General features: G+C 59.5%; 25 protein-coding genes and 2 tRNA genes. 14 read left to right on the forward strand and 13 right to left on the reverse strand.

Features of this window, described 5'->3' with window-relative positions; translation table 11 throughout:
- Positions 1–189: 189 nt before the first annotated feature.
- On the forward strand, positions 190–1,173 hold the full coding sequence (locus tag HBOR_RS13910; RefSeq protein WP_006053575.1) for a response regulator: 984 nt from the start codon (positions 190–192) through the stop codon (positions 1,171–1,173).
- Positions 1,174–1,243: 70 nt separating this feature from the next.
- Here HBOR_RS13910 and HBOR_RS13915 read toward each other — a convergent pair whose 3' ends face one another.
- Together HBOR_RS13915 and HBOR_RS19310 are read right to left on the reverse strand one after the other, a co-directional pair.
- Positions 1,244–2,272 carry a mannose-1-phosphate guanylyltransferase gene (locus HBOR_RS13915; RefSeq protein ID WP_006053576.1) on the reverse strand — a complete coding sequence of 343 codons (1,029 nt, stop codon included), beginning with the start codon at positions 2,270–2,272 and terminating at the stop codon, positions 1,244–1,246.
- Positions 2,266–2,544, reverse strand: a complete 279-nt coding sequence (locus HBOR_RS19310) for a DUF7091 family protein (protein ID WP_013440705.1) — start codon at positions 2,542–2,544, stop codon at positions 2,266–2,268. Before HBOR_RS19310 ends, HBOR_RS13915 begins: the two co-directional genes overlap by 7 nt.
- Before the next feature lie 196 nt (positions 2,545–2,740).
- On the opposite strand from HBOR_RS19310, the gene HBOR_RS13925 reads away from it, so the two are divergent.
- The 3 genes from HBOR_RS13925 (at position 2,741) to HBOR_RS13935 (ending at position 4,802) form a co-directional block, all read left to right on the forward strand.
- Complete coding sequence (locus HBOR_RS13925; protein ID WP_006053578.1) at positions 2,741–3,670, forward strand: hypothetical protein; 930 nt, start codon at positions 2,741–2,743, stop codon at positions 3,668–3,670.
- Complete coding sequence (locus HBOR_RS13930) at positions 3,671–4,309, forward strand: RPA family protein (protein WP_006053579.1); 639 nt, start codon at positions 3,671–3,673, stop codon at positions 4,307–4,309.
- Positions 4,310–4,394: 85 nt separating this feature from the next.
- On the forward strand, positions 4,395–4,802 hold the full coding sequence (locus tag HBOR_RS13935) for a ribbon-helix-helix protein, CopG family (protein ID WP_006053580.1): 408 nt from the start codon (positions 4,395–4,397) through the stop codon (positions 4,800–4,802).
- Between the two features lie 58 nt (positions 4,803–4,860).
- On the opposite strand, the gene HBOR_RS13940 is transcribed toward HBOR_RS13935, so the two are convergent.
- The gene (locus HBOR_RS13940; protein ID WP_006053581.1) at positions 4,861–5,316 is read right to left on the reverse strand and encodes a DUF5814 domain-containing protein; all 456 of its coding nucleotides are present in this window, start codon (positions 5,314–5,316) and stop codon (positions 4,861–4,863) included.
- 90 nt (positions 5,317–5,406) lie between these two features.
- On the reverse strand, positions 5,407–5,931 hold the full coding sequence (locus tag HBOR_RS13945; protein ID WP_006053582.1) for a redoxin domain-containing protein: 525 nt from the start codon (positions 5,929–5,931) through the stop codon (positions 5,407–5,409).
- Positions 5,932–6,066: 135 nt separating this feature from the next.
- On the opposite strand from HBOR_RS13945, the gene HBOR_RS13950 reads away from it, so the two are divergent.
- Positions 6,067–6,139, forward strand: a tRNA-His gene (locus tag HBOR_RS13950).
- Positions 6,140–6,507: 368 nt separating this feature from the next.
- Complete coding sequence (locus HBOR_RS20060; protein ID WP_006053583.1) at positions 6,508–6,666, forward strand: hypothetical protein; 159 nt, start codon at positions 6,508–6,510, stop codon at positions 6,664–6,666.
- A 66-nt stretch (positions 6,667–6,732) separates the two neighbouring features.
- On the opposite strand, the gene HBOR_RS13955 is transcribed toward HBOR_RS20060, so the two are convergent.
- Entirely contained in the window at positions 6,733–6,945 is a 213-nt protein-coding gene (locus tag HBOR_RS13955) for a hypothetical protein (RefSeq protein WP_006053584.1), read from the reverse strand.
- A 149-nt stretch (positions 6,946–7,094) separates the two neighbouring features.
- Here HBOR_RS13955 and HBOR_RS13960 point away from each other — a divergent pair, with 149 nt between their 5' ends.
- The gene (locus HBOR_RS13960; protein WP_006053585.1) at positions 7,095–7,844 is read left to right on the forward strand and encodes a competence/damage-inducible protein A; all 750 of its coding nucleotides are present in this window, start codon (positions 7,095–7,097) and stop codon (positions 7,842–7,844) included.
- Positions 7,845–7,877: 33 nt separating this feature from the next.
- Here the strand turns inward: HBOR_RS13960 and HBOR_RS13965 are convergent, their stop codons facing one another.
- Positions 7,878–9,053, reverse strand: coding sequence for a CBS domain-containing protein (locus HBOR_RS13965; protein WP_006053586.1), 1,176 nt, complete (start codon positions 9,051–9,053; stop codon positions 7,878–7,880).
- A 134-nt stretch (positions 9,054–9,187) separates the two neighbouring features.
- Here HBOR_RS13965 and HBOR_RS13970 point away from each other — a divergent pair, with 134 nt between their 5' ends.
- The 7 genes from HBOR_RS13970 (at position 9,188) to HBOR_RS14000 (ending at position 17,134) form a co-directional block, all read left to right on the forward strand.
- Positions 9,188–9,565, forward strand: coding sequence for a cupin domain-containing protein (locus tag HBOR_RS13970; protein ID WP_006053587.1), 378 nt, complete (start codon positions 9,188–9,190; stop codon positions 9,563–9,565).
- Between the two features lie 192 nt (positions 9,566–9,757).
- Positions 9,758–11,818, forward strand: coding sequence for a DEAD/DEAH box helicase (locus tag HBOR_RS13975; protein WP_006053588.1), 2,061 nt, complete (start codon positions 9,758–9,760; stop codon positions 11,816–11,818).
- Between the two features lie 106 nt (positions 11,819–11,924).
- A complete protein-coding gene (locus HBOR_RS13980) occupies positions 11,925–13,790 on the forward strand; it encodes an SLC13 family permease (protein ID WP_081457878.1) in 1,866 nt (621 codons plus the stop codon).
- 47 nt (positions 13,791–13,837) lie between these two features.
- Positions 13,838–13,910 (forward strand) — tRNA-Pro (locus tag HBOR_RS13985).
- 67 nt (positions 13,911–13,977) lie between these two features.
- Positions 13,978–14,445, forward strand: coding sequence for a hypothetical protein (locus tag HBOR_RS13990; protein ID WP_049890516.1), 468 nt, complete (start codon positions 13,978–13,980; stop codon positions 14,443–14,445).
- On the forward strand, positions 14,442–15,002 hold the full coding sequence (locus HBOR_RS13995) for a hypothetical protein (RefSeq protein ID WP_006053591.1): 561 nt from the start codon (positions 14,442–14,444) through the stop codon (positions 15,000–15,002). Before HBOR_RS13990 ends, HBOR_RS13995 begins: the two co-directional genes overlap by 4 nt.
- Positions 14,999–17,134 (forward strand): DUF7845 domain-containing protein, encoded by a 2,136-nt coding sequence (locus tag HBOR_RS14000; protein WP_013440709.1) that lies wholly within the window; start codon positions 14,999–15,001, stop codon positions 17,132–17,134. The genes HBOR_RS13995 and HBOR_RS14000 overlap by 4 nt, the downstream gene beginning before the upstream one ends.
- Positions 17,135–17,923: 789 nt before the next feature.
- On the opposite strand, the gene HBOR_RS14005 is transcribed toward HBOR_RS14000, so the two are convergent.
- The 7 genes from HBOR_RS14005 to HBOR_RS14035 form a co-directional block, all read right to left on the reverse strand.
- Entirely contained in the window at positions 17,924–18,346 is a 423-nt protein-coding gene (locus HBOR_RS14005; protein WP_006057217.1) for a hypothetical protein, read from the reverse strand.
- A 6-nt stretch (positions 18,347–18,352) separates the two neighbouring features.
- Positions 18,353–19,897 carry an eCIS core domain-containing protein gene (locus tag HBOR_RS20325; RefSeq protein WP_081457879.1) on the reverse strand — a complete coding sequence of 515 codons (1,545 nt, stop codon included), beginning with the start codon at positions 19,895–19,897 and terminating at the stop codon, positions 18,353–18,355.
- Positions 19,898–19,987: 90 nt separating this feature from the next.
- Positions 19,988–20,371, reverse strand: a complete 384-nt coding sequence (locus tag HBOR_RS14015; RefSeq protein WP_013440711.1) for a hypothetical protein — start codon at positions 20,369–20,371, stop codon at positions 19,988–19,990.
- Positions 20,368–20,727, reverse strand: a complete 360-nt coding sequence (locus HBOR_RS14020) for a hypothetical protein (RefSeq protein WP_006055063.1) — start codon at positions 20,725–20,727, stop codon at positions 20,368–20,370. The genes HBOR_RS14015 and HBOR_RS14020 overlap by 4 nt, the downstream gene beginning before the upstream one ends.
- Positions 20,724–21,104: a hypothetical protein gene (locus HBOR_RS14025; RefSeq protein WP_013440712.1), complete on the reverse strand. Its 381-nt coding sequence runs from the start codon at positions 21,102–21,104 to the stop codon at positions 20,724–20,726. Before HBOR_RS14025 ends, HBOR_RS14020 begins: the two co-directional genes overlap by 4 nt.
- Complete coding sequence (locus HBOR_RS14030) at positions 21,101–24,196, reverse strand: Ig-like domain repeat protein (protein WP_006055061.1); 3,096 nt, start codon at positions 24,194–24,196, stop codon at positions 21,101–21,103. Before HBOR_RS14030 ends, HBOR_RS14025 begins: the two co-directional genes overlap by 4 nt.
- Positions 24,193–24,486, reverse strand: a complete 294-nt coding sequence (locus tag HBOR_RS14035; protein WP_006055060.1) for a hypothetical protein — start codon at positions 24,484–24,486, stop codon at positions 24,193–24,195. The genes HBOR_RS14030 and HBOR_RS14035 overlap by 4 nt, the downstream gene beginning before the upstream one ends.

The raw sequence follows: 24,486 nt of genomic DNA on the forward strand, positions 1-24,486 counted from the left end.
CACGGTCATGTTTCACCAAAGCGGCTACCGGTAGCGTATCGGAATCACACATTCAGTTATTCCGAAAATAAACCCAAATCCGGATACTGCACCATATAAGTCAATCTATCTAGAGCTAGCGACATGGTATTAAGTCTAACTCCCGAATAATTAACGGAGGTGTTCGGTAGGTAGTGCTACCAGATCAGAATGAGCCCAGAAAATGCGCTGAAGGCACTGTTAGTAGAAGACAACCTGGGTGATGCGCGTCTCATTACACGCTATCTCGAGGAGAGTTCACTCCCAAGTGAAGCAAGCGAGTTGGAACTGACGCACGTCGAGACGCTGACTGCGGGCCTCGAACACCTCGAAAAGAACACATATGATTTCGTACTGTTAGATCTCGGTCTCCCCGAAAGTACGGGACTTGAGACGCTCGACAGAGTACTCTCTCATTCGCCAGAACTCCCCGTAGTCGTGCTGACGGGACTCAACAATCGTGAAATAGCGGTCGAGGCGATCATGCGAGGCGCACAGGACTATCTGCCGAAAGACGATATCGACAGCGCCCAACTACTGCGGTCGCTCCGGTACGCAATCGAGCGGAAAAAGCGCGAGGAGAAACTTGAGACGCTGAACCGCATCAATGCGCTGATTCGGGATATCAACAAGGCACTCCTCACGGCGACATCCCGTGCCGAAATCGAGCAGGCCGTCTGCGAACGGTTCATCGCAACTGATCCGTACCAGTTCGCGCTGGTAGGTGAGTTCTCTTCGGACTTCGAGGAGTTCACGAAGCGATACTGGGAGAGTGTCGACAAACGCGACCTTGAGACCGTACTAGAGGTCAAAGGCCAACTGCTCGGACATCAACTGGCCGCAGAAGCCGTCCGGACGCGTGAAGTGCAGGTTATCCAAACCGTCGCTGAAGGGGCACTGTCCGAGGAGCAGAAAGACGAGATCGCTGAACACGAGGTCAAGGCCGTCGCTGCCATTCCGCTCGTGTTCGAGACCGTTCACGGCGTGCTCGTCGTCTACGCCGACCATCCGTACGCATTTGACGAGCAAGAACGCGAGGTGCTCGGGGAACTGGGCCAAACCATCGGATACGCTATCACCTCACTAGAGGCGCAAATGGAGCGAGTAGATCTCGATGACATGTTCCGAAGCGGCGACACGAACGAAGTAGACTGAACAATCCCCGAACCGACTGACTCCTGCTTTCTGTCCGTCCCGCACACAACGAGACAGCGATGTGAGCCAGTTAGAACTCGCCGCGCTGTTTCAACTCGTCTACGAGCGTTCGCACGTCCTGTGCGCGCTCTTTGGGGACGACCAACACGCGGTCGTCCCACGTGACGACCGCGAGGTCCGAAACACCCACCAGCGAGACGTGTTTGTCGTCGCCTGCGACGACATTGTCGGCCGCATCGAGTTCTCTGACCGTCACATCGCCGACCGAAACGGTCCCGTTCGCATTACCATCAACCACCCGGTCGAACGCGTCCCACGACCCCAAGTCGTCCCACTCGAACGGCGCGGGGACGACGACCGCGTCTTCGGTTCGTTCCATCACGCCGTAGTCGATGCTCACCTCGGCGACCCCGTCGAACGCGCGTTCGGGGTCCGTGCCGTCGGTGAGATCGGTGACGAGATCCGAGAGCGGAGAGTCGCGTGCCGCCGCGAGGAGGGCGTCGGGCGTCCACGCGAAGATACCTGCGTTCCAGTAATGACCGGCCTCGACGTACTCGTGGGCCGTCTCGGCGTCGGGTTTCTCGTGGAACGCCGAAACGGGCGCGTAATCGCCGCGGGACTCACCGGGTTCGATGTAGCCATAGCCCGTATCGGGGCGAGTCGGTTCGACACCGAACGTGACGAGCGAACCCGTCTCGTCGGCGACGCGCGCACCGCGCCGCATCACCGCAGCAAAGGAATCGCCAACGGTGTGATCGCTGGGGAGAGCGACGACGACGCAATCACCGACGGTCTCACGAATACGGTGTGTGGCGTAGACGAGCGCCGGACCGGTGTCCTTTGCGGCGGGTTCGACTACCACCTCGGCGTCGGGCGCGTGTTCGGAAATCTCGTCTGCGAACGCCGGGCGGGTCGAGACGAATACGTCGTCGGCCACGCCGCGGGCGCGCGACACCGTCCGGGAGAGGAGCGAATCGTCGCCGAGTAGCGAAAGGAACTGCTTGGGCCGGTCGGCACGACTCGCCGGGTAGAGTCGGGAGCCAGTGCCACCCGCGAGAACGAGCGCGACGACCGGTCTGTCCGTCTGTCCCGCTACCACGTCTCTACGACCCCGCTCAGAACGTCCTCGGCACATCCCTCGCAGTCGGGGTGACCAGCCTCGAAACACGCCGGGTGGCCCGTGGCAGCAACGGAGACAGCACGTCGTTCGGCGTGCCGACGGCAAACCAAACGGACGTTGCCGTCCTCATCTCGCGGGAGGTCGGCGTCGAACTCACGTCTCCCGTCGTCGTACGCCTGTTTCGCGCGGGCGTACTGCCGACCGGCGGAGCGGAACTTCTCCCGTACGAACCGTTCGAGACGCTCGTCCATCGTTACCCGGCGTTGGGAACGCCGGGGCTATAGGTTCGTTGGTGGGGAAAACAAGAGCATAGAGAGTGCCCGGATCTTGGGATAAGAGTCCTAATGCGCCCGATTTCAGTTCCAAAGCGTACACAAATTTATTAACCATTGGGAGCCAACCGGCGTATGCCTCCCAATGAAAACCAAGGTGGAGGCGAGTGAAACCATGTCAGACCTGCGAACCCACGCAGCGGAGATTGCCGAGCAGTTTTCAGACCACTTGGACGTAGACGCCGACGACGTTGAGGAGCGACTGCAGAACCTCGTTGACGAGTACCGGGTGCCCGTCGATGAGGCGCGTCGCTCCGTCGTCAACAGTTACCTCGACGAGGCCGACCTCGAACGCGACGAACTCGGTCGCGGCGGGAACGACGAGGTCCACCTCGCAGACATCGACCAAGACGAGCAGTGGGTCGATATCACGGCGAAAGTCGTCGAACTGTGGGAGCCCCGAAGCGAGTCCATCTCGCAAGTGGGGCTTCTCGGTGACGAATCCGGCCGGATGAAGTTCGTCTCCTTCACGACTTCGGAGCTTCCGGAACTCGAGGAAGGGGCCGTCTACCGCCTCGGGAACGTCGTCACCGACGAATATCAGGGCAATTTCTCTGTCAAACTCAACCGGACGACCAGTATCGAAGAACTCGACGAGGAGATCGAAGTGGGCGACGACTCCACCACCGTCGAGGGCGCACTTGTGGACATTCAGTCCGGAAGCGGCCTCATCAAGCGGTGCCCCGAGGAGGGCTGTACGCGCGTGCTCCAGAACGGCCGCTGTAACGAGCACGGCAACGTCGAAGGCGAGTTCGACCTCCGCATCAAGGGCGTCTTAGACGACGGCGACAACGTACACGAGGTCATCTTCGGGCGCGAGATGACCGAAGAACTCACCGGCATCTCCTTGGAAGAAGCCCAAGAGATGGCGATGGACGCACTCGACACTACCGTCGTCGTAGACGAGATGCGCACGGACCTCGTTGGCATGTATTACCGCGTCTCCGGCCCCGAACTGGGGCGGTACGTCCTTGCCGACGAGACCGACCGACTGAACGAACCGGCGGATGCCGAAGCAGTCCTCATCAAAGCGAGGTCGATCTAAATGAGTTCCAACGAAGTCCCAACCCGAGAGGTCGCCCGGCGAGTGTTCGCCGAAGAGTTCAACGACGCGAGTTACACGTTCAAAGAGTCTGAAGACGAACGCGCACCGGTCTATCTCCTCTTGCCGACGGGAGAGAAGGCCAACCGTATCTTCCTTGTCGGAACGCTCACCGAGAAGGACGACGTGGGCGAGGATAACGAGTACTGGCGGGGCCGTATCGTGGACCCGACGGGCACGTTCTTCGTCTACGCCGGCCAGTACCAACCCGAAGCCGCGAGCATGCTCCGCGACCTCGAACCACCCGCATACGTCGCCGTTGTCGGCAAACCGCGGACGTACGAGACGGACGACGGCAACGTGAACGTCTCCGTCCGGCCGGAGTCGATCAGCGTCGTAGACGCCGCGACGCGCGACCGCTGGGTAGTCGAGACGGCAGAGCGAACGCTCGAACGCATCGAGACGTTCGACAACGAAGGAAACGAGTACGCCCGCATGGCGCGCGAGGAGTACGAACTGCCGACCGACCGGTACCAGTCGGCCGCCGTCTCAGCGTTGCAGAGCTTAGATGAAACCGGCGACGACGAACTCGGCAGCGACGAACTCGGAGACGACACCGCGTCACCCGAACCCGACGCATAGCGAGACACCGACCCCGTCGGTCTCTTTCCATGCATATGTCTGACGAAGCATTAAGTAGCCCCGGGTGACAACGTTCGGACGATTCATGGGCAACAAGAACAAGACAATCTCGTTCCGCGTCAACGAAGACGCGTTCGAGACGCTTCGGGAGATTGCCGAGGAGCGAGATATTTCGCTGTCGGCCGTCTTCCGTGACTACGTGGACACCCTCGTTGCCCACGACGGTCAAGTCCAAGTCGTTCCGGAACACGAACTCGAACAGATGAACGGGAACGACGAGGAGTCGTTCCCGCCGAAGGTGAAGGTTCCAAAGAGCTTCATCCGGGAACACGAGCGTCTCGAACTCGAAGCGGATCATCTCCGTGAGCAACTTGAAGAGCACAAACGCTACGTCAACTACCTCCGCGAGCAACTCGAAGACGAAGAAGAGGAAGTTATCCAACTGGAAGACTTGGACGCCGACGCAGACGAGCCCTCGTTCCGACTCGGGTAGGCCGTTCTGACTGTTCTTCGGCGTTCTCGTCTGTCTCGTCAGTCTCGCCGCCGTGTCGCTACCCGGTGAGCGCCCGCCGTGCCTTGCGGGCTTTCTCAGCCATCTCCTCGTCGCCTTCGACATCTGAAAGCGTCTCGACGGCTTCCAGCGTTCGCACCGCGTCGTCGAGAAACGAGAGTACGTCGCCGGGATAGGCGTACAGCATGTACTCGTCGCCCATCACGTCAACGATGGCATCCGGTCCTAACCCCTGTGCGCGGAGTTCAAGGAGATACGTCACGAACTGGCGCTCTGGATAGCCAGTGTATAGGTCGTCAGGGTCCTCCGGATCGAGGAAATCCTGCGCGAAGTCCAGCAGTCTGTCGCGGGTTGCAGAATCGACTTTCGAGAGACCCTCGCCGGAGTAGAGCACGTCCATCGTCGCACCCTTGAACGCACCCTTGGGGATGTTCACGTCCAACTGCGAGACGATTTCGCGGTGGTTCTTGAGGTATATCTTGTCCGTGATCGCCACTGTTCGTCCGAAGGTCCGCTCTACGGCGTCAAAAGCTTCCCGCTCTCACGGAACGCCGAAATCGGGTCTGAAAGACGACTCTCGTCCGTATCAAACATCCGCAGACTCTGCGCCGTCATCCGAGAGTTCACACTCGTCTCCGTGACAGTTGGCGGCCTTTCGGACATCGTCGAAGTCCGGTTCGGCGTCGGCGGCATCGCCGCGCCACGCAAACTGAATCGTTCGGTCAGGGTCGATGACGAACAGCGCCATACCCGGGACGTTGCGGTGGCCCTCGAAGTCCGACTCCCGAACGCCGTACGCTTCCGCAACTCGGCCGTCAGAATCGGTGAGAAGCGGGAACTCGATGTTGTACGTCCGTGCGAACTCCTGATGGGCGTAGACGCTGTCGCCGCCGATACCGAGGACGACAGTGTCATCGAGGAGCGTGAGCCAGTCGGCGTCTCGAAGCGTACACCACTGTGAGATACACGCCGGATGGAAGTCGAACGGATAGAACACGAGGATAACGCTCCACCCGCGTTCGACGTACTCCGAGAGCGTGTGCTCGTCCATGTCGTCACCCGCGGCACCGGGAAGGGAGAACGCCGGGGCCTGCTGTCCAAGTTGTAGCATACAATACCTACGGGGAGCGAACGAATCAAGTCAACTCGGCCGTGTGTGAGCGTCGCACGCCTACGAAACCGGAGTCGTAACGCTTTTTGACTGCACACGACTCAGAAACTATTGCAGTAGTACGCGACCACTGTGTCCGGGTTAGGGTAGTGGACTATCCTTCAGCCTTGTGGAGGCTGAGACGCGGGTTCAATTCTCGCACCCGGACCTTTCTATCTGCGAACAACGTGAGCAGACGAACGTCTGTCGTGTGAGATTGAACCAGCGAGCAACTGACTGAAACGAGGTTGTGAGTAAGGGTCAAGGCTCGTACTCAGACCTTCTCGCAGAACACGGTTCCTCACGAGCGTTCGCTCCGTTAAGAGCAGTACGAGTGAACGACGACGCGGCAAGGGAACAAATCGCCCGTATACTTGCCTAACACGGCCGCTATGTCGGGTATCAACGATAGTCACGATGAGTATAGTACTGCCAACTAGCAGAGGCTATATGTATATACAGTAATTGTTAGTCAATAACACACATAGACACTGCTGTCGAAACACGTGCCAAAGGCACGGTGGGGGCACACAGCAGATGAAGATACCAACAAATCCGAACGACGACTCGGCAGTAAAACCAGCGTATCAGTACATCGAGTACGAATCAGGCGATAACACGGTCGCCGTCATTCAGGACTGCGAAAACGAGAGCGCGTGGGTACAATCCACCATCTCGGAACCCGTCACACAGTGAGTTACGGGATTTCGATGGGGCCGCGAGTTCAGATCCGAGGGTGGTCCGGTGCGGCGTCGAATCGACCTACTCGGAACCCGAGCGATTGCGGTAGACCGAACGCGTTACGACGGGGGCTTCAGGGTACTTCCGACAGTACTCCTCGCGCGTCGTTACCGAACCGGTGCAGTCGCGGCCGGTCAAGTGAGGGTCTTTGACCGACTCGACCAAACAACCGCACTCGCGGCAGGCGACGTAGTGAACGTCAGCGATTCGGTTGGGAGGAGGCGAGTCCTGCATCGGCGGCGTATTCGTGATGGAAGAACTTAATTACGAATGCGATACCTCAGTTCAGTGAGTTCTTACGACGGGATTACACTGCGTCGGCAGGGAGGTAGTCGTTACGTTCCCGCGGTATCGCTTTCCGTCCGGCACGCATACGGCGGGCCATGAACGTCGCCATCGTGACCGTCGGCAACGAACTACTCGCAGGCGACATCGAGAACACGAACGCGACGTGGTTAGCGCGGGAACTGACCGAACGAGGCGTAAAAGTCGCTCGCGTCATCACCATCCCCGACGAGGAGACGACTATTGCCGAAACGGTGGGAGAGTGGTCGATGTCGTTCGACGCCGTCGTCGTCACCGGCGGTCTCGGCGGAACACCGGACGACCTGACGATGCCAGGTGTCGCCGCCGGACTCGACCGTGAGTTGGCGGTTGACCCCGTCGCCGCAGCGGACGTAGAGGCGACCATCGACCGGATTCTCGAACGGAAACCGGACATCGAGTTCGATCTGAAAGTCGAGTGGTACGCATCGATGCCCGCGGGCGCGACGCCGATTCCGAATCCCGAAGGCCTCGCACCGGGATGTGTCGCCGAGAACGTCTACGTCCTCCCAGGAATTCCAGAGGAGATGCGCGCTGTCTTCGACAACGTGGCTGACGACTTCGGCGGGACCGTGGCGACGACGACGTTCTACACACCCGAGCCGGAGGGTGCGATGGCAGAACCGCTCGCTACCGTGGCAACAGAGTTCGGCGTCCGCGTCGGGAGTTATCCAAACCGGAACGGAGCACGGACGCGGGTCAAACTCACTGCGACCGACGCGGCGGTACTCGATGAAGCATCATCGTGGTTAGTCGAGAACGCCGGCGTCGAGTTGACCGAAACCGACGGGAAGAAAACTGACGGATGAGAGCTGATAGAGAGGATCTGACAGGTAACTCGGCTATCGCGGCTCGATAACGTCAGTCGGGTCGCGGGGGCGAATCGAGGTTGACGGGCCGCGTGACTGGATAATGTTGAGAGCGGTAACGAGGTCGGACCGTGAGATAAGCCCGACGAGTTCGCCCTCATCGTCAACGACGGGCAGTCGTCCGACGCCGTTCTGTTGCATCGTGGTGATCGCATCCATAGCATCGGCACTGGGCGAAATCGTCGTAAGTTCGCCCGACATTACGTCCTTGACGATGTACGCATCGCGCTCGACTTCGTCCACCGTTCGAGCGTCGTTGAGCGTCACCATCCCGACGAGACGACCGTTTTGCACGACCGGGTAGCCCGTATGGCGTTCGTAGAACATCCGATCCAACAGTTCGCTGATGCTCGTTCGGATGTCCACGACATCTAGCTTCTCTCGCGGCGTCATCACGTCGCGGACGGTTACGTCCTCGAACGCCGCCTTCATCACCGTCTGCTGGGCTTCCGAGGACGCGCCCATGTAGATGAAGAAGGCGAGGGCGACGAGGAACAGGTTGTAGAACAGGCCGAAGATGCCGAGAAGGAAGGCGAACATCTTCCCGACCTCCGCAGCGAGTTTCGTCGCTCGCGCGTGGGACCGACGCCGGGCGAGAAGCGCACGGAGGACGCGCCCGCCGTCCATCGGGAAGCCGGGGAGCATGTTGAACACTGCCAGCAGAATGTTCGTCAACGCGAGATAGCCGAGAACGAACTTCACGGAGCCCTGCGTGGCAGGAAGAACGACGAAACCAACAAACGAGATGACCCCCAGTGCAACGCTAACTATCGGACCGGCAACAGCGATAACGAGTTCCTGTCGCCAGTCCTCGGGCATCTCAGCGAAGCTTGCGACGCCGCCGAACAGCCACAGGGTAATCGAGTCAATTTCGTATCCGTAATGCATCGCAACCAGCGAGTGGCCGAATTCGTGGAAGAGAACGCACAGGAATAAGCCGATTGCAGCGGCGCTCCCGAGAACCCACGGTATCGACCCGGAGGTGAGCGCCGCGGCGTCGATGGCGGATCCGAACAGTTCGTTGATAACTTGGACGAGTTCGCCGACATCAGACCCGATAAGCCACGCGAAAAGCGGGAGGATAAGGAGAAACGTGAGGTTGAGTTGAATCGGGATGCCGAAGACGCGGCCGATACGGATACCTCGCATGGTGAACAGTAGACGGTGACGGGTAATAAGTCCAAGCTGGACCGCGGGCGGCCGAACAGCGGATACATACCGCATGAGTCTGCGACGGCGTCTCGGAGCCAAAGTTTAGGCCGACCCTCGGCGAAGGAGAGAGTATGAGCGACACCGAACCCGTCGTAAAGCGCGCCGGAGATATCGAGTACGAGTCCGTCGGAGCCGCCGAGGGGATGTCGAAGGGGGTCCTCCTCAACGCCGACGACGGTGCGCCGAACTTCGCCATCCGTCGGTTCGTCCTCGAACCGGGCGCGACGGTGCCGAAACACACGAACGACGTCGAACACGAGCAGTACGTCCTCTCCGGCAAGTACACCGTCGGTATCGACGACGAGGAGTACGAGGTCGCCGCCGGTGACTCGCTTTTCATTCCCGGCGGTGTCATCCACTGGTACCGCAACGATTCGGACGTAGAAGGGACGTTCCTCTGTGCGGTGCCGAATGGTGACGACACGATTCAGGTACTTGATGAGGAGTAAGGCGGCGAAGCACGACAGCTACGGGCGATAACAGCTGGATTGAGACGTGCAACGACTGCCGAGACACCGCCGTAGGCGGGACTTTCGAGAGAGCGTTGCCGGTGGGGTTGTCCTGTCCGCACTCGCTATCGAAGGACGCAATCAAGAGGAGCAGACGAACCGCTGAAATACCCCGTCCGCTTACGAGAGAGCGTGTCCAAACAGGTCGGCCGCATCGACACGCTGTTCGTCCACGAGACGAACGACGACTACCTCGTCGTCGTCCAACGAGACGGCGAGCGTGTCTTCCGCGCGGTGCTCGAACTGCAGGAGACGAACGCCGGCCCGCGTCCCGCGAAGTTTCGCGTGAAACGTGGGTCGAACGAGGAACCTCGCGACCCGAGTCAGTTCGTCGAACTCGCCCGTCGAGCCGAGCGGATCCGCATCTCCCAACAGACCTCGAAGGCCCGCCGCGACGAGTTCCGCGAGATGCTCGACGGCTATCAGCTCGATGCGCTCGTCGTCCGGACCTGTCGCTACTGCGCCTCTAACGGCCGCTACTCACCGATCACCGAGGATACGGCCATTAAAGCCGACAACGAGTACATCTGTCCCGATTGCGCAAAGCGAGAACTCGAACGCGAACTCGACTTCTCGGGGACGGGTGCGATGACGCAGGCGGCCCAAGAGCGTCTGGAGTCGCTTTTGCTCGAGACGCAGGATCTCGGCCGCATCTCGAACCTCCTGAAGGGCGGCTTAGACCCCGACCTCACCAAGTTCGACACCGTTTCGGCGACGACAGACGATATCGACCTCGTCTCCACTTCGACGCTGGACCTCCATCCGGCGCTCCAGTCGATGGTCGAAAACCGGTTCGAGACGCTCCTGCCGGTCCAGTCGCTGGCCGTCGAAAACGGTCTGTTCGACGAGCGCGATCAACTCGTCGTGAGCGCGACGGCGACGGGGAAAACGCTCGTCGGCGAACTCGCGGGCGTCAACCGAGCGTTGAACGGGGACGGCAAGATGCTGTTCTTGGTTCCGCTCGTCGCGCTCGCTAATCAGAAACACGAGGACTTCGAGGAGCGCTACGGAGACCACCTGAACGTGACCATCCGCGTCGGCGCCTCCCGCATCAACGACGACGGCAACCGGTTCGACCCGAACGCCGACATCATCGTCGGAACCTACGAAGGGATCGACCACGCCCTGCGGACGGGCAAGGACCTCGGCGACATCGCCACCGTCGTCATCGACGAAGTCCACACGCTGAAAGAGGGCGAACGAGGGCACCGCCTCGACGGGATGATCTCCCGCTTGAAACACTACTGCGAGACGCGTGAGAAGCAGCGCAACAGCTACGACGGCGCGCAGTGGGTGTATCTGTCCGCGACGGTCGGCAACCCCGAGATGCTGGCACAGAAACTCAGAGCGACGCTCATCGAGTTCGAGGAGCGTCCGGTCCCCATCGAGCGCCACGTCACGTTCGCCGACGGACGGGAAAAGCCAGACATCATCAACAAACTCGTCAGACGCGAATTCGACACGAAGTCCTCGAAGGGCTACCGCGGTCAGACCATCGTCTTCACCAACTCCAGACGCCGGTGTCACGAAATCGCCAGAAAACTGGAGTACGACGCCGCGCCGTACCACGCTGGACTGGACTACGGTCGCCGAAAGAAGGTCGAACGGATGTTCGGCAATCAGGATTTGGCGGCCGTCGTTACGACCGCCGCGCTGGCGGCAGGGGTTGACTTCCCCGCCTCGCAAGTCGTCTTCGACACGCTGGCGATGGGTATCGAGTGGCTCTCCGTACAGGAGTTCGAGCAGATGCTCGGCCGGGCCGGACGCCCCGACTACCACGACAAAGGGACCGTCTACCTCCTCGTGGAACCCGACTGCTCGTACCACAACTCGATGGAGATGACCGAAGACGAGGTGGCGTTCAAACTCCTGAAGGGAGAGATGGAGGACGTGATGACCGTCTACGACGAGTCCGCCGCCGCAGAAGAGACGCTGGCGAACGTCATCGTCGCGGGCAAGAAGGCAAAGCGACTGAACGACCGGATGATCGGCGACGTGCCGACAAAGCACGCCGTCGGAAAGCTGTTAGAGTGGGAGTTCATCGACGGATTCGATCCCACGCCGTTGGGACAGGCCGTCTGTCGGCATTTCCTCGCACCGAAAGACGCCTTCCGCATCTTGGACGGGATCCGACAGGGGCTGAGTCCATACGAACTCGTCGCCGAGATGGAACTGGCCGAAGACGACCTGTAGCGGGACCAGTTCTCATCCGCAGGAGACGTCACGTCCGCAGAAATCGGTTTACGACGGTCGGCTGAGACACACATCCTTTTCTGACACCAGTGTGTCCAGTGAGGTCGTGGTAGCGATAACACCGAGTATCGTCGTCGTCTTCGCGATCATCCTTCTCGCACTGGTGTTCTTCGCCACTGAGCCGGTGCCCGTGGATATCACCGCACTCGGCGTGATGGTGACGCTGATGCTCGTACAACCGGCCTCTGAGTGGCTGGTCTCTGCGAACCTGCTCGCAGAGCCGATCATGTTGTTCGATCCCTACCCCAGACAAGCACTCTCGGGATTCGCCAGCACAGCGACGCTGACGGTGCTGGCGATGTTTATCCTGAGCGAAGGTGTCCAACGAACCGGTGTTGTTCAGTTACTCGGCGCGAAGATCTCGTCGTTCACCGGTAACAGCGAGAGCCGCCAACTGGGTGCGACGATCGGCGTGGTCGCCCCCATCTCGGGCTTCATCAACAACACCGCTGCCGTCGCCATCCTCCTGCCGATGGTTTCCGACTTGGCCGAACGCGGTGGTACCTCACCGTCGAAGCTCCTCTTACCGCTCTCGTACGCGTCGATGTTCGGCGGGACGCTCACGCTCATCGGCACCTCGACGAACATCCTCGCGTCGGACCTCTCGGGCCGCCTCATCAATCGGCCGTTCACGATGTTCGAGTTCACCGAACTCGGTCTCATCGTGAGCGTCGTCGGGACGGTGTACCTGCTCACGGTCGGTCGGTGGCTCACACCCGAACGCATCAAACCCAGGCGTGACCTGACCGAGGAGTTCGAGATGAGCGACTACCTGACGGAAGTCACGGTTCGTTCGGATTCACCCCTCATCGGGCAACGAGTCCAGCGCGCGCTCGTGGAGACGGAGTTCGACGTAGACCTCATCCAACTCATCCGGGACGGGCAGGTGTTCTTGGAACCGCTCGGTCCGAAGGAGATACAGGCAGGTGACGTGTTCGCGCTCAGAACCGATCGGGATACATTGGTCGAACTCCTCGACGTGGAAGGGTTGGACATCGTCCCAAACGTTACCGTTGACGAGGCGGAACTCGAAGCGGGCGAGGCCGGACAGAACCTCGTCGAAATCGTCGTCGCACCGGGGTCGTCGCTCATCGGCGAGTCGTTGGCGTCAGCGAGTTTCCGACAGCGCTACAATGCAACAGTGCTCGCACTTCGGCGCGGGGAAGAACTCATTCGCCGCCGGATGGACAACATCTCGCTCCGTGTTGGTGACACGCTTCTCATACAGGGTGCAACAGACAGCATCGAACGCCTCGACAACAACCGGGACTTCATCGTCGCCCAAGAGATCGAGCGTCACGACTACCGCGAGGAGAAGATCCCAGTCGCCCTCGGTATCGTTCTCCTCGTCGTCGCTCTCGCGGCCCTGAACATTGTGCCTATCGTCGTCTCCGCGCTCGCTGGAGCGTTGGCAATGGTGGTAACGAAGTGTCTCCGTCCGCCCGAACTGTACGACGCCGTCCAGTGGGACGTTATTTTCCTCCTTGCTGGTGTCATCCCACTCGGTATCGCCATGGAAAACTCGGCGGCCGCGGCGCTCCTCGCGGAGTTCGTCGTGATGACCGGGGATTTCCTCTCACTCGTCGGCGTCCTCGCGGTGTTCTATCTCGTTACCGCCCTGCTGACGAACGTCATCTCGAACAACGCCAGCGTCGTCCTGATGATTCCCGTGGCAGTGGACACAGCAGAGACACTGGGTGCGAACACGTTCGCATTCATTCTCGCCGTCACGTTCGCCGCCTCAACGGCGTTCATGACGCCCGTTGGGTACCAGACAAATCTGTTCGTCTACGGTCCCGGCGGCTACCGCTTTACGGACTATCTTCGCGTCGGTGCACCCCTTCAACTGCTGTTTGCAGCAGTCACCACAGTCGGTATCGCCGCGTTATGGGGTGTCACTCCTCCCGCGTGACCGTCGAACGAAACGCTTTACCGGTACACGCACGGACAGGTAGACGCGGGACCGTGGGTTAGCCTGGTATACTTCGGGCCTTGGGTGCCCGTGACCCCGGTTCAAATCCGGGCGGTCCCATCGAGTATATAAAAGAACCAGCGTATTCTGCCGGTTCTTTCTCACCCTCTCAGCGGAGGTGCTGCGCGTGAGCCTCGCGCCATCCAAGCGCGGGGGAAACGCCGCTGAATCCGCCGTTCACCAACTTGTTGACGGCCTCCGATACGTTCCGGACTCGGAAGCCGAACACTACGACGCCGAAGTTGTCGAACTCCTTTCACCGAGTGCTGACCTTCCGTTCGTCGGCATCTGTCTCCTCGAGGTCGGCGTCGCTGTCGAAATCAAGAGCGCCATGGCCGTCTACGGCCAAGCCCAGCGCCGCGGCCGCTTCCTCATCCGCCAATCCCAACACGAGCACCTGCTCGACGTCGGTGGCGTCTATCTCTTCGCCGTCTGCGAGCCCACGCCAGCGCGCGACGTCATCTCGATGAAGGTCGTTCCCGCGAGCCTCGTCGATGAACTCGAGTTCTCGTGGGTCGGCCGCGACACCCGCGCACCGTACGCGCAGTTCGCCTGGAGTCGCATCTTTGTCCCCGAGGAGGTCGAAGAGCGATGATACGCGAGACCTACTTCTCCGCCCTCTCGAACCGAGACATCGTTCCCGGAGACAGTGCGAAGGTCTTCGCGGTCGTCTCAGATCTTCCCGAGTGGGCCGAGGAACTCGTTGATCGCAATATCCCCGCTCTCGCGCCGCCCGAGGACCTCCTCGAGGCCCGCTCGCGTATCGAAGACGCCGCCAAGCAGAACGACGAGGACGATCCCGAGGCTGTCGCGTGGCGCTCTGTCGATTTCGAGGAGCGCTACCGCGCCCACGTCACGTCCGGTGGACGACACCAAGTCCTCGATTCCCTCGCTGAAACCGTCGAACAGCGAACAGTGTGGCTCGTCTCTTGGCGCGCACGCGCCAGTCTCGACCATCGGTCTATCGTCTTGGAAGAACTCCAACATCGGGCCGATCTCGGACCATGTCCACCCCGTGATCACGAATGGGGCCGTGGCGTCGTTCCGACCGTCGTCGTCTGCCAACGCTGCGGCTACGGTTCGACGAGTCTCTCTACCGGGCAGCTCGCCCAAGAGAATCTGAAACCGTACCTCGGAGGTGACGGACAGTGACCGAGGATGTCGATCCGTTCGACGCCCTCGAGGAGGCCGAAGCCGTCACCTCCGACGACCAAGACCCTGTCACCAACACCGTCGAGAACACGAAAGCCGACCGACTACGCGCGAGTGCCGGCACCGACGGTGCCGACCTCGAGTCCGATACCGACGGACGATCCAAAGACCCGCTCTCGAAGTTCGTCGCCGAGTGTCGATGGTGCCGCGTCGGATTCGAGAGCAAAGAAGCCGCGCACGCACACGAGGACTGCTCGAAAGAACCCGTCTCAGTCTGTCGCTTCTGTGGTGAAGAACACACTCCGCGCGATGATCCGGAAGACCACCTCTACGGGTGCGACGAATACCAGCGCTACCGAGAGAAGCAGATTCGGAACTCGCGGGCCGGAACGATGCGTGGCGGTGACGGGCTCGGTATCCGCCAGTTCATCGACGGACAACCGCACGAGTTCTCCGCGTACCTCAAGTACGACAACGCGCTGAGTACGTACTTCGGTCTCGTCTCCCTGTACAAAATGCACGATTTCGAGGAGTACGGCCAACTTCGCGCTGGCCTCGAATTCGACGACAAGGACTGGAACCTCGAATTCGGCTACAAATCGTGCGGCCTCGCACCACCGGACGACGATACTGACCTCGGGCGATGGGACTGGCGTCTCGACGATCCGCTCGAATTCCGGATCTACGTCTACCCCAGCGCGTACGATAGTTACCAAGACGCGAAAGACGAGAACCGCCAACGCGTCTACTACCGCGTCTCTCCCCGGTGGTCCGACATGGAGTCGGTAAACGGGAAGTCATTCTCGAACCCGCACGATCTCCTGGGCGTAGACATCGAAGTTGATGGAAGCTACTTCGAGTTCGATCAGTACGCCGACGTCCTCTACCAAGCACTCGACGTCCTTCGAGATCGGCAACAAGAGTTCGGATGGAATTCCTACACTGCTATCGACGCAGACGCGTGCCATCCCGAGGAGACTCACGAGTCCTCGAACGTCATCGACGCGGAGTACTACGTGCGCGTGAAGAAAGAACTCACCGGGAAGGTCTACGCGTTCGACGGGACGCTTCACCGTATTTCGATGCTTCTCGGCCGCGAGCGCAGCGGCTACTCGAAGACAGTCCGTGACGACCGGAAGTGCGAAGGGCACTATCACACGGCCACAATAGGCGCGATGCGCGCGGCCGCGTTGGTCGGCGGTCACGAACTCCCGAAGGAGTTCAAGCACTACCACGTCAAGGAACCCGACGCTGTCGAAGGAACGGTTCTCGAGAACCCGAAAATGGGCGTGTCCTTCCAGCACGGCCTCTATGATGACACGCTGTACTGGGACGATCTCGACCGGCTGAAGCGAGAACTTGACGAGGGACTGTTGAACCTGCTTCAGTGGTCAGACCTGCCGATTACTCCGGACCACCAAGTGTTCGTGGCGGATGATTACTTCGCCGTAGAGGGCAGTCGGCGGTTCCGGAAGGTGATCGATGATCCGCTTCCGCGGATTGCTCAGCAGCAGGACGAAGAAGTGCGGCGCTTCGCTGTCGCTGGGAATCTCACGGAGACCGACGTCAACCTCGTTGATGAACTCCTGACTGACGGGGGGCACATCTCGCCTGCCGATCTCGCCGAACGGATCGGCGTCCACATCAACACCTGCTACAAGTCGCTGAAGCGACTGGGGAACATCGTCCAGCATGATTACGGGTCGGTCGAACTCGCCTCGAAGCACATCGCGCAGGGAGTCGTCGAACATATCGACTCCGCGCGGTCTGTCGTCGAGAACACGCTCGAGGAAGCGGCCGACGATCTCGTGCGTGCAGAGACGTTCGGTGACGATGATCCGTGGAGCCGGTGGCTCGATCACTACGTCGAAGACGTTGAAGAGGGAGCGGGAAGCGGGAACCGCGACGTTCTGGAGTTCGGGTGGAAGCCGAGTGACCGACACGACGCGAAGCGACTCATCCGCGCGGGCGCGATGAAGTGGGCGGAAGTCGCGGGTGAGGATATGCCGCGATTTGCGAGGGAGTTTGAGGTTGAAATGACGCTCGCGGATAACTCACGGTTCAACCTCGACTGGAGAGCCTTGAAGAAACTCCTGCCACGGAACTACTCGCTGACGCCGTCGCACGGCTGAGGCGGGGCCTCGTGAGTGGCAACACTATTCGTCGCCTGTTTTTGCGGTAATCATTTCTGCTTTTCTGCCGGTTCTGGTACTTGGCTGGAGGTTCTTGATCGGCATCGTCATCGAGGCCGACGAGCGACTGCCTTCGAAACTGGCGGGGGTACCCCACTTGTCCGTTAGGGGTGTCGGTAAAGACCGACACGGACAGATTACCTCAGCCTTCGCTTCGCTCAGGCTTCAGATGAAACAGACGAAGCATGGTCGCCGCGCCTACTCGGCGCGGCTTGGCGCGTATTAGATGTAGTGTGAGCCGCCGTTTCCTTCTACTTGTCAATTATAGCTTATCTATGTAGAGAGAAGATACTCCTCACTGTTGAGGTAATCACTTGGGTGAAGGAGCGACAATTGATTGGTCCAAGTTCAGAGTACACGGGAAGTCTCCCAGGACATTTTCGTTCTCGTTTAACTCAGGAGAATCTAGTCTATCATATCCATACTATAATATATATAGATGACAAATATTGTCGGGAGGTATGCCAACGAGATTGTTGTCGTTTTTTGGATCTTATGACTTTTTAGCTAAGACCTTGCCCGGAATTGCATTCGTTGCAGGAATATTTCCATTATGTTGAATTAACCCCCGACGTATCTGCTGAGCCGCCAAGAGTTTCATTGCTTTGGAGGCCACATAACCAAGGGTCTTCCACCGGATCTTCGAGGGGGTGAGTTTCCCGCTGGCAGTGTTCGCCTTCAGTCACAGCACGGTGACAAAGAAGACCGAACTGGCGTCAAAATACGATGTTAGAAGCTGATGCCGTACTCGTTCTTTTTTGCGAACTCAATGAGGTTAATGCACATCTCAATCGTTCGATCTTTTCCTTCAGAGAGATCTCCATCGCGCTGCAAGTTTTCGCGGGCGGTTTCGAGCGATTGGATGAACAGATCGAGGCCTTCCGGATCACGAACGACATGGTCATCATCTTCGTATTTGTATTGGATTTCCTGCATCGAGGGTTCGCCAGCGTCTACGACTGACGTTGTCGGCTTTTCATAGATCATAAATGTCCCATCTTGTTGCAGATCATTCTTGAAGTACTGATACGGTGGTAGATCTGCTAGAGTGTCGTCGTATTTTGAGTTCTCCACGTGGTACTGGTAGACCGTTTTTCCTGTTTCGAGTGTCTGTTCCTCATTGGGAACGACTAGTAGAAATGTAGCACCCATACGTTCTCACCACGGCCTCACATCATGAGCAATGTTGTACATCAACTTAAGTTCCTCAGAGGTCCACTTGTACGTTTCAACGTGGGTGCTTTCTTCATGGCTGTCGTCCATCCCCTTTGGGACTATTGTACACGCCTCAGCATTCCCAAAGTCTTCCTCTGATAGGTCGTTAATGCAGTCGTTTAATCGATCAATGTTTTCGATTTTAGGTTTGCCAGTCTCACCCCGTGGAATCCCGTAATCTATGTCCTTGAGTGCACGTTTCGCTTGTTTAGTTGCCTTACTCGCATAATCATCGTCAGTTGAACCAACTTTTTCTTCGACCACCTTCACAACCTCTCCCGACTTTTTGTCCACGATTAGTTTATCGAATTCCGGATTTCTACTGGAATTCACTTGGACTCCTTTGACCATGGAGTCGTGGCCGGGAACCACGGCAAGTTCGCCTCTCTCGTCGGAGTCCTCAACGAAGCTTTCGACGAGATTTTTCTCAGGGTGCGACGAAAGGACCTCTCCTACATCTCCTTCACTGGCCCCAAGATCCTTCGGAGAGTCACCGATTCTCCAGAGGTCCTCGAAAAACTCATCATATTTGTCGTCGTCTACGGTCTGTTCTAACTCAGCGAGTAACTCGTCACTCAATCCCATCTCTTTGAGCGCCACCAGTGGTGACGCCACAGTATCCCGATCAGGGAGGTTGTTCCAGCGGGGCATCCGCTGAACGTGCACGTCTGAGTGCTCCATGCGATGCACGCCAATCTTTCCGCCTTGCATCACGCGCTGAGCGGTTTCTTCGGCTTCCCGTTCCAAGCGTGGGTCAGGATCAATCTCTAACTCGCCTGCTTGGGGAAGCATCGACACCGCGCCACCAGTCTGCTGGCGCACGTGCGCGAGTTCGTGGGCGAGAATATGCTGACCTTCAGCACTCGATGGATCGTATTCGCCGTGGTTGAACGCGATGTGATTCCCGACGGTAAACGCGCGGGCGTTGATATCCTCGCAAGCTTTCGCGGCCGATGGACCCGTATGGATGCGTACATCGCCCAGATTGTCGCCCATCCGATCTTCCATCGCACGCTGGATGCTCGTGTCGAGTTGCTGGCCCGGCGAGGAAATCACGTCTCGTACGGAGTCAGGCACGTTCGTGTCGCCAGCTTTCGACGCCTCGTGGTGCGCGCCGCGACTACGCTGGACAGATTTAGCGTTCCGGCGTTCGATGTCCTTTGGGACTTCTGCGGGGCGTTCTTTCTGACGCTGGCGGAACGCGCGCATGTCGCGTGGCTTGCCCATCGTATCGACGGTCATGCCTTCGTCGGCCCATTCTCGGACTTGGTCTGCGCCGTGTTTCTTGGCCAGTCGCTGAATCTTCGTATCCAGCCCGTCCATGTATATTTCGACGCCGAATCGTGATTCACACTCTTGGGGCGTTAGCGGACCACCGCCACCACGACTCCGAGTCCGATTCAAGCCTCCCGTCAACTCTTGAATAGACGGAACGGACGAGGATCGATCACCCTCACGGGCCCGTTCCTCTGTAGATCGAAATTCCATCTTTCTACCTGATTGACAGCAACCCCATATAATTCCTCTCCGTTCGAGACCGAACGTTTCTGTACGGACGAGGACAGTGCGTGAGCGCCGTTAGAACAGCGCAGAGAGAACGGCGAGGTCGTCGGCCGACGGCCACGTGTAGAGCGCCCACGCGCCGAACACGTAGGTCATGAGCGGGACTTCGAGGCCGAACGCCCACGGGACCACGAACGGCGTGAGGAGTGCCCCGACCATCGTCGGCGCGAGGTTCGCAACGACGACGACGACCACGGGCGTCCCAGCGGGGTAGTTGAGTTCGAGACGCGGTGGAACGAGTCGATCGACGAGATCCAACGGGCGGGTTGCCTCGATCCACGGCCACGCCACCGCAGCATGCGTGAGTTCGTGCGCGAGTACTGCGGGGAACATAACGAGCGCCCCGAGGAGATCGACGAGGCCGACATTCTCTGAATCCGTATCAGAGGTCGTCGTCATCGCGGACGAGCACCTCCGCCGTTCCATAAGCTAAACAGTGCAAGCGCCGCGCCGAACAGGATCGACATGAACGCTCCAATCTTGGCCGCAGGCGGGAGGAACGGCATGAGGAACCCGCCGATCAGGATCGAAATCACTGCGGGGAGATCAGCGCGACCCTCAGTGAGGATGTAGAGAATCGTGCCGATCCCGATCCCGAGCATGGCCGGCGCAACCGGCCCAAGGAGATCCATGAACGGCTTGACGAACCCCGCCCACGCGTCGCCCTCTTTCCACGGATCGTCGTAGGGGCTGTCGTACTGTGCGACCGTACTCGAGAGAACCCACGCGACCTCCAAGAGAACCGAGGACGTCACCGCGGACGCACCCCCGAACGCCCGGTGAACATGTAGATCACAAATAGACCCATTGACCACGTGAGTGGCGACGCGATCATAACCGCACCCCACGACGGAAGGCCCGCATTGACGAGCATATCCGCTAAGGCGTATATCAATACGAACGACGAAACGACCTCGTCAGTACCGGAGATCGTCGCGCCGATAAACGAGGTATCGCTCGAGCCACGACTCGCTGAGTAGTCCTTGAGATCGCCTTTGCTCTGCGCGACGTCGTCTTGAACGCCCGTGTCCGGTTGCATCCCGAGCCAGTCAGCAGTTCCCGAGGCAGTCATGGCCCCACCGACGCCCGCTACGCAAACGATGAACAGGAGGATCGTCGCCGGGTGTCTCATCGCCGACCACCTCCGCCAACGGCCATAGCGACTGCGACGAGTCCAGCAAACACGACCACCCCGCCGCTCGCGGTGTACCACCCGAGCCACCACATGACCGCGGCAACTCCGGTAACCGCAAGGGAGCCGATCGACGAGAGGCGACCACCGAACAGCATCCCCACGAACAGGAACAGGCAGGTGAGGATCACAGGCGTCCACTTCGGGCCTATCGGGTTCTCGATGACGTACCGCTTGCCGTCTGCGAGGTCATTCGAACTCTCGATTACTGTGTTCGACGAGTTGTAAGCGTACCACGTGACCTCCCAATCCGTTTCGGTGAGATTACCAGAGACGGTCTTGTTGAGGCTGAACGTTCCGTATCCTTCCGTGTACGTGCTGTTCATGATCTCGTTGCTTGAGTTGTTCGCCGCGTGGATGATGACGCGGAGCTTGCTCGTGTTCTGTGTTGGATCATGGTATTGGAAGTGCACGACGCCGTTCGGTTCCTCGTTGCCGTCGGTGAGGTCGATGTACGCGGCAGAGTGTCTGATCGCCTGCGTGTTGTCCTCGACTTTCCACGATACCTGGCCGACGTTGAGAGTAACAGTTCCCTTTCGCGTCGCCGTGTAGGCACCGAGCACGCGGCTTGAGTTATGTTCGCCGACGATACGAATCCGGTATCGACGATCCTTCTCAAGGGTTGCCTCGAAGCGTCCCTCGGCTCCGAAGAAGTCTCCGGAGACCGTGACCCACTCAAGGCCGCTCGACGTGTTCACCGCGCGCTCGATGTAGAGTTTTGCTCGTTCGTTGGATCCGGAGAACTCACCAGTGAGGTCGTTGAGGACGAACTCGGTGTAGTAGGCCGTCTTGCTGTCGTTAAGGAGATAGACCGAATCTTGCTCATAGAGTGACGTGATGATCACTGTGCGACGGTTGTGACCGTCCGCCTCGAGGACGAGGACGTAGGTCCGATCGACTGGCAGATCCGTGAGATTGAGCTTGCCGTTCTCTGTCGATCGCTCAAAGACGAGTTCCCCGGAGAAGAACCGTCCAGTGACGGTGACATTCGTCCCGTTGATCAACTCCTTGGGTTGGTTGACCGGGCGGATGTAGAGCGTCGATGGGACGAGATAGGTCTTATTCGCCGAGGTCGCGTCAGGGTTGCTCGAATTTCCCGAACCGTACTCGTCGTAGACGCGCACGTACCAGGAGTGATTGCCTCCGCCGACGTCGGTGATTGTCGTTGACGCCGTCCCGTTCGCCGAGAGCGTGTCAGTCCCAACGACCTCGCTATCGACGACGAACTCGGCTGTGACGGTGTCGCCGTCGAGCTGGAAGTCCCGGTCGGAGACGTTGACCGAGAGGGTAACGTCCTTGCTCGTCAACTTCGCCCCGTCCTCCGGGCTCATGCTTGAGGAGTTGACCGTCGGCTCGTAGTGGTCGATCTCCCAGGTGAACGAGTCCGACTCGGAGGTGAGGCCGTACTCGTCGGTCATCTCGACGTGCCACGTGTGGTTGCCGTCCTCGAGCGGGCCGACGTCGAACGTCACCGTCCCGTTCTTCGTGACGTTCTTGCTGCCGGCGACGGCGCCGTCGAGCACGAGATCGACCTTGACCTCGTCGCCGCTCGGCTCCGCAAAGTCCCGGTCGGAGACGTCGATCGAGATCGTCTCGTTCGCGTATCTCGAGGTCGAACCGTCCGGGCTCGCCGAGCTGTTGTCGACGTCCGCCGCGTAGTGGTTGACCGTAAAGTTCCACGTCGACGACGTCGTCGCCTCCCCATACTCGTCGGTCGTCTCGACGTGCCACGTGTGGTTGCCGTCCTCGAGCTCGGTTACGGTCGTCGAGACGGTCTGGTTCGACGTGATCGTTTGTGTGTCGACGATCTCACCGTCGAGATAAACGTCGACGGTGACCGAGTCGCCTTGTGGTGTCGAAAAGTCCGAGTCGGAGATCGGGACCGAGAGCGTTACATCCTCGTTGTTGGTGTCGCTCCCGCCGCTTGGAGCCGCCTCAGCTCCGTCTATCGACGGCGCTCGAGGTTGGAACCAAACGCCCTCGTCATGGATCTCGGCGACCGTCCCCGCCGGTTCGTCGTCGAAGACGACCTTCGTCCGCCACATCTCGTAGCTGGTGTTCCCGAGGTCAAGCGTGTAGTTCCCCGTCGACGAGTAGGTCGAGCTCTCGACGTCCGTCCAAGACGACGTCGAGGAGTCGTAGGCCTGGATTGTGACCGTCGCGCTCGCGTTCTGGAGCGTGAGGTCCGCCCACGCCTTCTTTGCGTTCCCAACGTCGTGAGGCTGCGAGATGTACGTCCCGCTGGACTTCTCACCGTTGAGATCGATCGCGTCGAAGTATTGGGCGTTGTGTTTCCACGCCTCCATCATGATACCGCCGGATTTGACCGTCTCATTGGAATCCGTCGCGGAGAGGGACGCGACGACGTTCCCGGCTTCGTCGTAGACCGTATAGTTCAGCTCGCCGTTCTCACCCCACTCAATTTTTCCACGGACCCACTCGCCCGAGGGAGTCCCAATATCCTTGTCGCGTAGGGTCGTGGACGTCCCATTGACGACCTTGATGATTCGGATGTCTTGAACGGTGTAGCCGTGCCTGACCCGATAATAGTTATTCGAGTCCTTCCCGAAATTGAACGCCCACCCACCGCCAGAACCATCGTGGTAGGTGCGGAACGAGATCGTGTCGCCCGCGGACGGGTACTTCGGTAGCCCACTCGTCGAAACGAGATCCTCATCGACGCTTGGGTCCATCTCGACCGCGTAGTCTCCGCTCCAGACCATCGAGGACTGAACGGTGTCGCCTGTCGTTTGCGTGTATTCGGACAGATCACCGTCCTCGAAGCCGTCTACGGTCTGGTTTAGCTGTCCTTCCAGCGCCACGGACGCCGACGTGCCGGACCCTTCGACGGAGACGTTCGTGAGCTCGGTCGCGTCGTTGAAGTCGCTCGCCGTGGTGTGGGAGCTCCCGACCGCAAGATCGCCGCTACTTGCCGCCGCAACCGGCGCGGTGCTCACGACGAGGTAGGTCGCGAACAGCGCGAACGCGACGATCGCCGGTCGGCGAGCGTCCTCGAGGCGGTCGCGGATCACCGCGGACCACCCCCACGGAACGATCCCTTGCCCGCGACGACGGCGTAAAGCCACGCCACGATCCCGATCATAAGGAACGTGGGAGCGATCACGAGCCCGACATCGAGCGTGAAACTCAGGTTGTCGTCAAGGCCCTCCTCCTCGATCGCGCCGTTGTCAGCTTTCTTGACGGCGTCAGCGGTCCCATCAATCGTCGGGATCCCCACGACGACGAAGATACCACCGAGGAACAGGAGGAGCACCACGATCACGAACGCGGAGAGATAGGACCCTCGGCTCTGTCGTCGCAT

Origin of the sequence: Halogeometricum borinquense DSM 11551, assembly GCF_000172995.2 — an archaeon.
Classification (GTDB): Archaea; Halobacteriota; Halobacteria; order Halobacteriales; family Haloferacaceae; genus Halogeometricum; species Halogeometricum borinquense.

Coding starts and splice junctions, on each gene's coding strand:
- HBOR_RS13910 (WP_006053575.1), top strand. CDS start 190: ATGAGCCCAGAAAATGCGCTGAAGGCACTGTTAGTAGAAGACAACCTG.
- HBOR_RS19310 (WP_013440705.1), bottom strand. CDS start 2,544: ATGGACGAGCGTCTCGAACGGTTCGTACGGGAGAAGTTCCGCTCCGCC.
- HBOR_RS13925 (WP_006053578.1), top strand. CDS start 2,741: ATGTCAGACCTGCGAACCCACGCAGCGGAGATTGCCGAGCAGTTTTCA.
- HBOR_RS13930 (WP_006053579.1), top strand. CDS start 3,671: ATGAGTTCCAACGAAGTCCCAACCCGAGAGGTCGCCCGGCGAGTGTTC.
- HBOR_RS13935 (WP_006053580.1), top strand. CDS start 4,395: ATGGGCAACAAGAACAAGACAATCTCGTTCCGCGTCAACGAAGACGCG.
- HBOR_RS13945 (WP_006053582.1), bottom strand. CDS start 5,931: ATGCTACAACTTGGACAGCAGGCCCCGGCGTTCTCCCTTCCCGGTGCC.
- HBOR_RS20060 (WP_006053583.1), top strand. CDS start 6,508: ATGAAGATACCAACAAATCCGAACGACGACTCGGCAGTAAAACCAGCG.
- HBOR_RS13955 (WP_006053584.1), bottom strand. CDS start 6,945: ATGCAGGACTCGCCTCCTCCCAACCGAATCGCTGACGTTCACTACGTC.
- HBOR_RS13960 (WP_006053585.1), top strand. CDS start 7,095: ATGAACGTCGCCATCGTGACCGTCGGCAACGAACTACTCGCAGGCGAC.
- HBOR_RS13965 (WP_006053586.1), bottom strand. CDS start 9,053: ATGCGAGGTATCCGTATCGGCCGCGTCTTCGGCATCCCGATTCAACTC.
- HBOR_RS13970 (WP_006053587.1), top strand. CDS start 9,188: ATGAGCGACACCGAACCCGTCGTAAAGCGCGCCGGAGATATCGAGTAC.
- HBOR_RS13995 (WP_006053591.1), top strand. CDS start 14,442: ATGATACGCGAGACCTACTTCTCCGCCCTCTCGAACCGAGACATCGTT.
- HBOR_RS14005 (WP_006057217.1), bottom strand. CDS start 18,346: ATGGGTGCTACATTTCTACTAGTCGTTCCCAATGAGGAACAGACACTC.
- HBOR_RS20325 (WP_081457879.1), bottom strand. CDS start 19,897: ATGGAATTTCGATCTACAGAGGAACGGGCCCGTGAGGGTGATCGATCC.
- HBOR_RS14015 (WP_013440711.1), bottom strand. CDS start 20,371: ATGACGACGACCTCTGATACGGATTCAGAGAATGTCGGCCTCGTCGAT.
- HBOR_RS14025 (WP_013440712.1), bottom strand. CDS start 21,104: ATGAGACACCCGGCGACGATCCTCCTGTTCATCGTTTGCGTAGCGGGC.
- HBOR_RS14035 (WP_006055060.1), bottom strand. CDS start 24,486: ATGCGACGACAGAGCCGAGGGTCCTATCTCTCCGCGTTCGTGATCGTG.